Here is an 11539-nt window from a genome sequence, read left to right on the forward strand (position 1 = left end):
ATCTTGAATTCCTCTGTGTACCGCTTACCGCTCATATCTTCTCCTTGTGCCCGATATTATGGCTCAGGAGTGTCTACGATAGTCGTGGCGATTCACATCGTGGCGGTCGCTCCAGCCGTGGCGGGAAATGACCAGTGAAGGAGAAAGTGGCTTTTGGCTTGGCAGTTACAGCCGAATCTTGCACAGCAGCGAGGCTGAAAACTGGTGGAGGCGCATAGCTACCAATACAGCACCCGGAACATGTTCCGCAATTCGCGCCCTTGTGACTACGCATGCGCTCACAATCGCCAGACGCAGCGTCGTCTCCAGAGGTGACGATATCACTAAGGTTCGCCGAGATTTCAGGCGTGGGATATACAACTTGTTGAGCGCTGTCGGGGTCAACTTGATGATGCGCCATGCTACAAGCGAACTGCGCGACCCCGGCGATACTCTGTATCGGCAGGGTCACGAACAATAGGCAAAGCAAGAAGGTTTTTAACCGGTGGTGCATATGGCAACCTTAGCATGGTCATCGAACACCATTCCACACGTTTCGCACGGGCACCAAGCACGCCACACTCGACGGGCCACTTGTTCGAATGCGATGTAAAGCTGCTTTGAGTCAATCGGTACTTGCCTAAGCGAACACGCAAGGTAAACACAACGTTCCCTACTGCGGTCGCGTTACACCTTGAAATCGTCGAACGAGACGTTGCGGTCGTCTATTCCCTTCGCGCGGCATTCTGCATGTAGCGTTGAGCATTGCTGGAGGGCCGCATAGGTAACATTCGAGCGAGGTGGGGGAAGGCCACATCCGTGTTAAGCGAAGATCACGACTAGTCGGCTGCCTAGTTAAGAAGTGAGACTTTTCTTCATCCGTCTCACGTATCAAGCTGTGAAATACGGCTAGAATGTCACGGACCGCCGTTACCTTTCCAAACCCGATGCGACGCTCCTTCCCCGCACTGTTCAGATGCATTGCACTTCTCCTCGTCATGACCTTCATGACGTCGGGCATGGCGATGGCATCGTACGTGTGCCCGGAGATAGTCGGCAAGCAGGCGCCCATGCAGATGATGGATGGGGAGCTCTGCGCCGGCATGGACATGGAGCGCCCCGTCCATTGTGCCGAGTTCTCGGCTGACACCAAGGCGTCCGTCGACCACCATAACCCGGCTCCTGCGCTGAGCCTGCTGTCTCCCGCCGGCCTCGTTCGGATCGTCGCACCCGTCTCGACGCTTGCGGTCTCCCTGCCCTGGCTCGGCGACCTCCCCGCGCCGGACGCTGACCCGCCCTACCTGCGAACTCTGCGTATCCGAGTCTGACCACCTCCCGTCTGGCATGTGCCCGGCCAGTTGCCGGCGCTCGTTTTCATTCGCGGAGGATGTATGTATTCTTATCTCATGTCACGTCATGGCGTGCCGGCCAAGCCCGCACGCCTTGGCCACGCTCTGGTCGTGGCCTTGTTCCTACTTGTTCCGAGGGGCGCATCTGCTGCCCCCGTTGGGCTTTCCCTGAACGAAGCCCTGGCACTTGCAACGTCCGTTTCGTCCTCAGCAAAGGCGGCACAGGCCTCGGTCGCCTCAAGCGAGCATGCTGCCGCGCGCGCGGACCAGTTGCCCGACCCTACCCTGAAACTGGGCATCGATAACCTGCCCGTAACGGGCCCGGACCGCTTCCGCCCCAAAGCCGATTTCATGACAATGCGCCGGATCGGCATCGAACAGCAATGGGTTTCCCGCGGCAAGCGGGAGGCCCGGACGCAGGTGGCACGCCGCACGGTCGAGGCCGCCGAGGCGGCGCATCTCGACAAGGTCGCGAATATCCGTGTCGAGACCGGAAAAGCGTGGCTGACCGTGCTGTACAAGCAGCGAGCGGTCGGCCTGTCCAGGTCGATTGCGCACGAAATGGAAAGCGAACTTTCGGCCCTCCAGGCATCGCATCGCGGGGCCAAGGCCTCGGCCAGCGACGTCCTTCAGGCAAGAGCCGAGCTCGTGCTCAGCGGCGACGACGTCGATGCGGCCGAGCAGGACCTGCAGACCGCGCTCCTCCAGCTGCGCCGCTGGACCCGCACCGACTCCAGGGCCGTGTCTGATGAGGGGCCGAATCTGGACACTGCGGCAACCCGCTTGGCGATGTCGAACCTGGAAAGCATGCATCCGGCCATCCTCGGCGCACGCCGCGCCGTCGACCTGGCCGACGCCGACGCGGGCGCGGCCGTACAAGAAAGCCGGCCCGACTGGTCATTCGAAGCCGGCTTCGCCCAGCGCGGCGGACAGTTTTCAAACATGGTTTCGTTTGGCGTCAGCATCCCCTTGACCATCCACCGGGCGCAGCGCCAGGACCGCGAGATCGCGGAGAAAGCCGAACTGGGCACACGGGCAAGGCTGGAGTACGAGGAGGCTTTGCTCGAGACACGGTCGGCTATCGAGGCCCAGTTGGGGCAGCTCGAGAGCCTGAAGCGCCGCATCGCCCGGCTCGAGAAGGAACTGCTGCCGACGGCGGCACGGCAGGTCGAGACCGCGCTGGCCGACTATCGCGGCGGGATGGGAACGCTGACCTCGGTATTCAAAGCCCGGCGTGCCGCTCTCGCGCGCAGGCTGCAGGTTAATGCGCTCGAGCTGGAGGCCGCACTGGTGTGGGCGGGACTGGAACTGCGCCTGCTTCCGCAGGACTTGGCAAGTGCCGGGAGGACTGGCAAATGAAGCGCTCCCTTGCAACGAAGACTCTGATCCTTACTGCTGCGGGTGCCCTGATCGGGTATGGGGGCTACTGGCTGGGCGCGAACAGGTCTCCAGGCGGCTCCGGCGGACACGGCGACAGGAGCGCGCCGGCCACCGCCTCCCCATCGGATCCGGGCAGGCGCGTCCTGTATTGGCACGATCCGATGGTTCCCGGAAAACGCTTCGACAAGCCCGGGAAAAGCCCGTTCATGGACATGCAGCTGGTCCCGGTGTACGCCGACGGCGGTGAAACGACCGGGGTCAGGATCTCGCCGACCCTCCAGCAGAATCTCGGTATCCGGTTCGCGACCGTGCGGCGCGAGGTAGTCACCGAGTCGCTCGATCTGGTCGGCACGACCCAGTTCGATGCCAGCCGCGAGGAGGTCATCCAGAGTCGTACCGCCGGCTACATCGACAGGCTTCACGTTCGCACGCCACTCCAGCAGATCAAGCGCGGTCAGTCCGTCGCTTCGGTATTCGTCCCGGAATGGATCGCCCCCCAGGAGGAGTATCTTGCGCTCAGACGGGGCGGCGACACAGCGCTTGCCTCCGCCGCTCGCCAGCGCATGCGCGCACTCTCGATCCCCGACTCTCTTGTCGCGGAGCTGGAGCGTACCGGGCGTGTGCAGACGCACCAGCTGCTCACCTCCCCCGTTTCCGGGGTCGTCAGCGAACTCGGGGTGCGTGAAGGCGCCCAGGTAACACCGGGCATGACCATCGCCAAGGTAGTCGGCATGCAAACCGTCTGGCTGCTTGCCGAGGTGCCGGAAGCCCTGATCGGCTCCGCTCGAGCCGGCATGCGGGTGAGCGCGACGGCGGAAGGCAATGCCCGGCAAACCTATGAAGGCAAGGTGCGTGAAATCCTGCCAGGCGTGAACGCCGCTACCCGGACTGCCCAGGCCCGCATCGAACTGGACAACCGCGACGCATCACTGATGCCTGGCATGCTGATGCGCGTCCGGCTGAGCGCTGCTGCAGCACAGCCGCGCCTGATGGTTCCGACCGAGGCCGTGATCGCATCGGGTACACGTTCCATCGTACTGGTCGCTCAGGGCGACAGCCTGCGTCCTGTGGTCGTGACAACCGGCCGCGAGATCGGGAATGACACCGAGATCCTGAGCGGCGTGGACGAAGGCCAGAAAGTCGTCATCTCGGGGCAGTTCCTGATCGATTCCGAAGCGAACCTGAAATCGGTCCTCCCCAAGTTCGAAAGTGAAATGCCGGCGGCACCCACCAATGGCGGCGGGGCCCAGACGCCTGCACCCAACCGTATGGACGCCATGAAGAAGTCGCCGAACGCCGCTGCACAGCCAGACAAGCCAGGCAAAGCGGCAATGGTACATACGGCGGTCGGCAAGGTGGAGCAGGTCTCGGAAGATGCCATCACGCTGTCGCACGGGCCCGTCCCGACACTGCAATGGCCGCCCATGACGATGGATTTCATGAAGCCTGCGCCTGATGCATTCAAGGACATCCAGGCTGGCCAGACCGTCGAATTCGACTTTGTCGAGGGTGCCGATGGCTACCTGCTCAAGCGGGTCGTGGTAGCGAAGGACGGCAAGCAATGATCGCGCGCATCATCCGCGCGTCGATCGCCGCCCGGGTCTGGGTTCTCCTTGCCGCCGCCCTGCTAGCGGCATGGGGCGTCCACTCGCTGCGCACGACCTCGCTCGACGCCCTGCCCGACCTTTCCGACACCCAGGTCATCATTCGCGCCCAGTTTCCCGGCAAAGCGCCGCAGCTGGTCGAAGACCAGGTGACGTATCCATTGACCACTGCCCTGCTGTCCGTGCCCGGAGCGACCTCGGTGCGGGGGTACTCCTTCTTCGGCGACTCGTTCGTCTACGTGCTGTTCGATGACGCGACCGACCTGTACTGGGCGCGCTCGCGTGTGACGGAATACGTCAACCAGGTACAGAACCGCCTTCCCGCCGGCGTGCGGGCCGAACTGGGACCCGACGGTACCGGCGTCGGCTGGGTATTCGAGTATGCGCTGGTCGACAGGACCGGCCGGCACGACCTCAGCCAGCTGCGCGCCCTCAACGACTGGTTCGTGAAGTTCGAGCTCAGGACGGTGCGCGACGTCGCGGAAGTCGCCAGCATCGGCGGCATGGTCCGGCAATACCAGATCGTCCTCGACCCGGACCGCTTGCGCGCGTTCGGCATGTCACACACCTGGGTGCTCGATGCGGTCGCTCAGGCCAACCAGGAATCCGGAGGCTCCGTCGTCGAAATCGCGGAAACCGAGTACATGGTCCGCTCGCACGGCTACCTACGTTCTCTGGAGGACTTCCGCAACATCGTCTTGAACGCGAACGAAGCCGGCACGCCGGTCCTACTGGGGGACGTCGCCTCGGTGCGCCTGGGGCCCGAGATGCGGCGCGGTATCGCCGAGCTCAATGGCCAGGGCGAGGTCGCCGGCGGCGTCGTGATCATGCGGTCCGGGAAGAACGCACTCGACACCATCGACGCCGTCAAGGCCAGGCTCGAAACGCTCAAGCATTCGCTCCCGGAAGGTGTGGAGATCGTCACGACCTATGACCGGTCGACGCTGATCTCGGCATCGGTGGCGAACCTGGGGAGCAAGCTCGTTGAAGAGTTCATCGTAGTCGCGATCGTGTGCGCGGTCTTCCTGTTCCATGTGCGTAGCGCGCTCGTGGCCGTGCTCACCCTGCCCTTGTGCGTGCTGGCGGCATTCATCGTCATGCGCTACCAGGGTGTCAATGCGAACATCATGTCACTTGGGGGCATCGCGATCGCCGTAGGCGCCGCTACCGATGCCGCGCTCGTCCTGGTCGAGAACGTCCACAAGCACCTCGAGAGCTATGCGGAAACCAACGCGGCCAGCGCGCCCGACGCCAGGACCCGCTGGGAAATCATTGCCCAGGCATCGGTCGAAGTCGGGCCGGCACTGTTCTTTTCGCTCCTGATCGTGACCCTCTCCTTCATCCCCGTGTTCGCGCTCGAAGCCCAGGAGGGCAAGCTGTTCTCGCCACTTGCCTACACCAAGACGTACACGCTTGCGGCGGCCGCCGGACTGGCCATTACCCTGGTTCCTGTACTGATGGGCTATCTCATCCGGGGCCGGATCCCGAAGGAGTCCGCCAACCCGATCAATCGCCTGCTCATCAAGGGTTACCGCCCGCTGCTCGACGCCAGTCTCCGGCACCCGAAAACCACGCTGGGTATCGCCATGATCGCGCTTCTGCTGACGGCCATCCCTATCTCGCGGCTGGGCGGCGAGTTCCTGCCGCCCCTGAACGAGGGCGACCTCCTCTACATGCCCTCGGCCCTGCCAGGCCTGTCCGCCGCAAAGGCAAGCGAATTGTTGCAGCAGACCGACCGCTTGATCAAGACAGTGCCCGAGGTGGCGACCGTTTTCGGCAAGGCGGGTCGCGCGGAGACCGCGACCGACCCGGCGCCGATGGAAATGTTCGAAACGACGATCCAGTTCAAGCCGAAGGACCAGTGGCGGCCGGGTATGACCACCGAAAAGCTGGTGGAGGAGCTTGACCGCATCGTGAAGGTGCCTGGGCTATCGAACGTGTGGGTGCCGCCGATCCGCAACCGCATCGACATGCTCTCCACCGGTATCAAGACGCCGGTAGGCATCAAGGTTTCCGGGCCGGACCTGGGCCAGATCGATAAGGTGACGACGGCCATCGAAGCCGCCGTCAAGACGGTCCCCGGCGTCAGCTCCGCGCTTGCCGAACGGCTCAGCGGCGGCCGCTATATCGACGTGACCATCGACCGGCTGCGCGCCGCGCGCTATGGCATGAGCGTGGCCGACATCCAGACGGTCGTATCGACGGCGATCGGTGGCGACAACGTGGGCGAAGTCGTCGACGGGCGGCAGCGCTTCCCGATCAACGTGCGCTATCCGCAGGACTACCGCGATTCGGTTCAGGCCTTGCGCGAACTGCCGGTCGTCACCGCGCGGGGCGCGCAGATCCGCCTAGGCGACGTGACGACGATTGTCGTGATGGACGGGCCTCCGATGATCCGCAGCGAAAACGCGCGCCTGTCCGGTTGGGTGTATGTCGATGTCCGCGGTGTCGACCTTTTGACTGCCGTTCGCGCAATGCAGGAGCGCGTCCGGGAAAAGGTCACGCTGCCGCCGGGTTATTCCGTCGGCTGGTCGGGACAGTTCGAATATCTCGAGCGCGCTTCCGAGCGCTTGAAGACCGTCGTCCCGCTTACCTTGCTGGTCATCTTCCTATTGCTATACCTGGCCTTCCGCTCCACGGCGGAAGCGCTCCTTCTGATGGCGACCGTGCCGTTCGCACTCGTCGGCGGGTTCTGGCTGGTCTGGCTGCTTGGCCACGCCGTGTCCGTTGCAACTGCGGTCGGGTTTATCGCGCTCGCAGGGCTCGCGGCAGAGTTTGGTGTCGTCATGCAGGTCTATCTGCGCAATGCGCTCCAGAGCCGGCTCGATGCCGGGCGTGCTTTGACCAGCGAACTGGTGATGGAAGCGATCACGGAAGGTGCGCTCCTGCGGGTACGTCCCAAGGCGATGACGGTTGCAGTCATCGTGGCCGGGCTGCTTCCCATCATGTTCGGAAGCGCGGCCGGCTCAGAAGTCATGCAGCGCATTGCGGCGCCGATGATCGGCGGAATGGTCACTGCACCGCTGCTGTCCTTGTTCGTCATCCCGGCAGCGTGGCGTCTGTTACACGAACGCTCCCTGCATGAAGCGCGCAATGTTGGTGCCTCATCGGGAGATCACAACTAAGGATATGAAACTGTAGGTAGTGCCGGTGCGCGGCCCTGTGCATGGGACGCGTACCGGGCTGAATCACTGCAAGATCCCGTCGTCCGCTGGCGTCCTGGAAAGCACGGATTTGCTATTTGGTCAACGCAACCGGTATACTGGTTCCGAATGAAACATCTGTGATTGTCGACGCCTCTCGGTGATGCAATAATCGATCACGCACAACCCTGGGACTCCGTTCATGCTTACAGCCTTGTTGTTTGCCGCCGCCTTGACTACTACCGTTATCGTAAGCTCGGACGACAGTTACCACGTCCCGCAGATCGAGCGTTCGATACTTGAGGGTAAGTGCCAAGACCGTGAACTCAAGCTCACCGAGCAGCGCGGCAAGATGACTTTGGCGGTCGACGGCGAAACGCGCGACATCAGCGGCAGCACCTTTGCGAAAAGCTACCTCTCAGGCAGCTACCTCGGGCGCTTTACGATAGCGTGCCGCAGAGACAATCAGGGCTTCTCGCTCAATTTCTTCGGCGTAGAGGTTCCAAAAGACGGCGTCCCTAGCCCCGCGGCGGGGGCGATCGGCTACGACTCGACACTGTCCGTCACATCGGACTCAGCTATTACCCGGCAAGAGATCGACCTCTACCAGTTCAATGTGAAGCGAAACGGATATTGGCTTCAATAGTTTTGCTTGCCATGGCATCGTGCTGTTCCGAGAAGTGCCGCCGATTCTTGAAGCCACTGACCTCTTCCGTGGCATGCACTACCCACGTTGCTGTAGCGTCCACAAACTGTTTCCGAAGCACTACGAACGCTAAGGGCGCCTGTCTGGTAGTTAACGCTAAGTAGTCACCCAAAATTCATCGTGAGTTTGCTCCCGAAGCCGCTCATCAAGGACTGAACCTCATCAAGCAGATCTGTGCCGTTCTTGGCAACGAAGCGGCGCCAGTAATGGTTGGCGCGCTTCCACAAAATCTCGATTCAATTGAGTTCAGGGCTATAGGGCAGATACAAGCCATCCTTGGCCCACTGGCTCCGCTTCTTGTTTATATGGTCGCCCTTGTGGATGCTGGCGTTGTCAATCAAGACGATTCGTGGGACCTCGTGCAGCTGCGCCACAACCTGGTCGAAGAACGCGATTACATCATCGTTCGGAAAGTTTACTACGCAGATCGTTAAGGAGAGAGAGTTCGTGTGAGCAGGAACTCGGGGGTTATATACGGTTCTGTCGAATTAACGGAACCGCCACTGGGATCGGGTAGACTTTTACGCCCAAGCCTGTGAACGATGACCAGGCTCCACTTCGAAGGAATGCGTTTCCTGATCGGCGTCATCCTGGTGCGCATCCGTTAATATGCGGCTTACCCGCTGAGCTACCTGCACATTGGAGAAGTGATGGAAGAGCGCGGCGTATGGGTTGACCATTCAATCATCAATCGGTGGGCGATTCCCTTCCTCCTACTCATCGAGAAAATGGCTCGCAAGCACAAACGTCCGATCGGCAGCCGTTGGTGTATGGACTGCGCGACAATCGCAACCTCAGCGTATCGGTACGCGTCGGGGTAACGCGCGATATGCCCGATGTGTACCTGCCCGTGCATGTGCCTGCCACATTCTGATTTCATTGCGCCACCGTCCAAGCGGTGGCGATTCATCATTTGTTCTAGCAGCCTTCGATGGCCTTCTTTACCTGCTCACGTGCTGACACGCATCAGACATTATTATCATTATGTCGGCTGATTCCATCACGGCTCCCGCACTAGTTCGCCCGCCACACCGTCCCGTCCCAGGTACGGTAAAAATTATGGCTTTGGTGGAAAGATTCGTATAAAATCGACGCATAGAGATTTTCCAAGTGTCGTAACTAGTTGATTGATAAGGATTGTCATGGAAAGTTTCCCGAGAAAAGAGTTGGTGAAGGTGGTTCAATCGGGAATGACCGGTTCGCGTAGCGCGTTCGCGCTCGCAGTTGGCCGGTTTGCTTCAAAGCTTAAACAAACCGACTTGGCGCTAGCCCAAGAGCTTGCGCAGTTCCTCTCTGTTGACAATGTCATGCGCGGCGCCGGGGACTTCGTCCCGACGCCAGTAGATGCCGATTCGCGAATGGAGCTTGTAGAAACCATCTTCCCAGTGGTTTTGCCAAAACGGCCTGTCTTTAGCAACACGGTTGACGGCGTGCTGTCAGGCGTGATGAAAGAATGGCGCAGCCTCGAACTGCTAATGCAGGAAGGCTTGGCGCCGGCAAGGATGTTGCTATTTTGCGGCAAGCCTGGCGTCGGCAAGACGCTTGCTGCGCACTGGTTGGCACAAGAACTCAAGTTGCCTCTGCTGACGTTGAATCTGGCGACGGTCATGAGCAGCTATCTTGGGAAAACTGGCAACAATGTACGCGCTGTGTTCGATCATGCAATCTCTCGACCATGCGTCTTGCTACTCGATGAGTTCGACGCGATCGCAAAGCGGCGCGATGACGACAGCGATGTCGGCGAACTCAAGCGCTTGGTCAACGTGCTCTTGCAGGCCCTCGACGACTGGCCAGCGAACTCGCTGTTAATTGCGGCAACGAATCACGGTGAACTCCTCGACCCTGCAGTGTGGCGCCGGTTCGATCACGTCGTCCAGTTCGAGCCCCCTTCACCGGAGTTGATTGTGGAGTATTTGCAGGATCTGCCGATGGGCGAGAACATCCGCCGGAATCTGGCTGCCCTGCTGCACGGGGAATCGTTCAGCTCGATCGGCCACCTCATCCATTCGTCTCGTAAAACCGCCCTCCTCGAGCAATCGGCGCTCGTACCGATTCTGGTCAAGAATGCCTTGCAGCTCAGGATGAGAAAAGGCGACATGGTTAAACCGCATGAAGGCGAGATGCTTCTGTTGCATCTGGAAGGCCTATCGCGACGGGAAATCGCATCTCGGCTGGGGAAAACCCATCCTACAGTGAGCAGTGTCATCAAACGTTACCTCGGGGAGTAATCAGGAATGGCGGCAACGAACATCATTTTGGGATACGGCGAGACGCTCACGCAGCCTTTCACGCTCAAGCGCGGATCGGGACTTAAAAAGTACCCGTATAACATCGCGCAGCAGCGAGAATTCTTGGGCAAGCAACTTGATCTGTTATTGCACACCCATCATGCACAGCCGCCGGCGCTCAAGCCTCGCGGCGAGTCCGTTGCCAGGTTTACGTTACATCCTGCCTTCCTCGCTAAAACACATCATCCCAATAACCTGCTCAAGGCAAGCGGCTTGCGTTGCGTGGGAAGTCGCTCAGCTCGCGTAGTGCCGCGCGACGTCGCAAGCAGCCGCCAACGTGCAGGTGAAGCGACCTTCACCGCAGCTTTGTATGTCGCAGGTACCGAGGTAGCATTCAGTAAGTTGAAGAGAATGCTTTTTTCGGAAGAGATTTCCGAAACGCAGCAGAAGGCACTCTGTCGATTCGAACTCCTGGAGGAGTTCAGCGCTGCGGACAAGAACTTCGCCAGGAATTCGGATCAAGCGCTGGCCTCTCTTGAGGTTGTCCTGCATGCCGCTGTCGAAGATGCCGACATCATCAAAGCGTTCGCATCCTACGTCGCCTCGCTAGGTGGAACAGCTGAAGTATCACGTGCGCTGAGCGTATCTGCCCTGACATTCATTCCAGTGCGCCTGGCGGCCGCTAAAGCGCAGGATCTGGCAGCGTTCCAATTTGTGCGGGCGGTGCGGGTGATGCCGTCATTACGTATCGGCGGCAGGGACATGCGTAGCTCGAGCGTCGTCGCGCCTGCTTTAACTGAGCAGCCGGCGATCGACACCAAGCTGAAGGTTGCAGTGTTCGACGGCGGCATCGGTCACACCGACCTGGGCCGGTGGGTACAAGAGACAATCTTGCCAGGTGCAGAGACGACCTCGGCGGCCTATCTCAATCATGGCAACGGTGTGACCAGCGCTCTGCTGTTCGGACCACTTGACGAAGATAGCGAGCAGTTCCCGCGCCCTTATGCAGACGTGCATCACTACCGCTGCATCAGCCCGTCGTTGCAGCTTTCCGATAAGGCCACCTCTAAAAACCTCGGCCGAGACGCCTGCGGCTGGGTAAAATCCTGACATCGAACCAAGCCAGCGAGTGCCGTCATGATGAAACCCC

Annotated in this window: 8 protein-coding genes and 1 pseudogene; 8 read left to right on the forward strand and 1 reads right to left on the reverse strand. The window is 60.6% G+C overall.

Annotation, left to right across the window (positions count from 1 at the left end; translation table 11 throughout):
* Nucleotides 1-977 precede the first annotated feature (977 nt).
* The 5 genes from ACZ9AQ_RS23695 (at nucleotide 978) to ACZ9AQ_RS23715 (ending at nucleotide 8101) form a co-directional block, all read left to right on the forward strand.
* Nucleotides 978-1307 carry a hypothetical protein gene (locus ACZ9AQ_RS23695; RefSeq protein ID WP_005670903.1) on the forward strand — a complete coding sequence of 110 codons (330 nt, stop codon included), beginning with the start codon at nucleotides 978-980 and terminating at the stop codon, nucleotides 1305-1307.
* A 63-nt stretch (nucleotides 1308-1370) separates the two neighbouring features.
* Entirely contained in the window at nucleotides 1371-2687 is a 1317-nt protein-coding gene (locus ACZ9AQ_RS23700) for a TolC family protein (RefSeq protein WP_005670905.1), read from the forward strand.
* On the forward strand, nucleotides 2684-4273 hold the full coding sequence (locus ACZ9AQ_RS23705; protein WP_005670907.1) for an efflux RND transporter periplasmic adaptor subunit: 1590 nt from the start codon (nucleotides 2684-2686) through the stop codon (nucleotides 4271-4273). Before ACZ9AQ_RS23700 ends, ACZ9AQ_RS23705 begins: the two co-directional genes overlap by 4 nt.
* Nucleotides 4270-7437 carry an efflux RND transporter permease subunit gene (locus tag ACZ9AQ_RS23710; protein WP_005670908.1) on the forward strand — a complete coding sequence of 1056 codons (3168 nt, stop codon included), beginning with the start codon at nucleotides 4270-4272 and terminating at the stop codon, nucleotides 7435-7437. Before ACZ9AQ_RS23705 ends, ACZ9AQ_RS23710 begins: the two co-directional genes overlap by 4 nt.
* Before the next feature lie 220 nt (nucleotides 7438-7657).
* A complete protein-coding gene (locus ACZ9AQ_RS23715; protein ID WP_184236228.1) occupies nucleotides 7658-8101 on the forward strand; it encodes a hypothetical protein in 444 nt (147 codons plus the stop codon).
* 296 nt (nucleotides 8102-8397) lie between these two features.
* Here the strand turns inward: ACZ9AQ_RS23715 and ACZ9AQ_RS23720 are convergent, their stop codons facing one another.
* On the reverse strand, nucleotides 8398-8535 hold the full coding sequence (locus ACZ9AQ_RS23720; protein WP_429207216.1) for a hypothetical protein: 138 nt from the start codon (nucleotides 8533-8535) through the stop codon (nucleotides 8398-8400).
* Nucleotides 8536-8703: 168 nt separating this feature from the next.
* On the opposite strand from ACZ9AQ_RS23720, the pseudogene ACZ9AQ_RS23725 reads away from it, so the two are divergent.
* The 3 genes and pseudogenes from ACZ9AQ_RS23725 to ACZ9AQ_RS23735 all read left to right on the forward strand — a co-directional run.
* A pseudogene (locus ACZ9AQ_RS23725) lies at nucleotides 8704-8937 on the forward strand (IS6 family transposase); the annotation flags it as partial.
* Between the two features lie 366 nt (nucleotides 8938-9303).
* The gene (locus ACZ9AQ_RS23730) at nucleotides 9304-10389 is read left to right on the forward strand and encodes an AAA family ATPase (protein WP_005670918.1); all 1086 of its coding nucleotides are present in this window, start codon (nucleotides 9304-9306) and stop codon (nucleotides 10387-10389) included.
* 6 nt (nucleotides 10390-10395) lie between these two features.
* Entirely contained in the window at nucleotides 10396-11499 is a 1104-nt protein-coding gene (locus tag ACZ9AQ_RS23735; RefSeq protein WP_429207218.1) for a S8/S53 family peptidase, read from the forward strand.
* Nucleotides 11500-11539: the final 40 nt, after the last annotated feature.

The sequence above is a fragment of the Massilia sp. UYP34 genome (assembly GCF_056279385.1).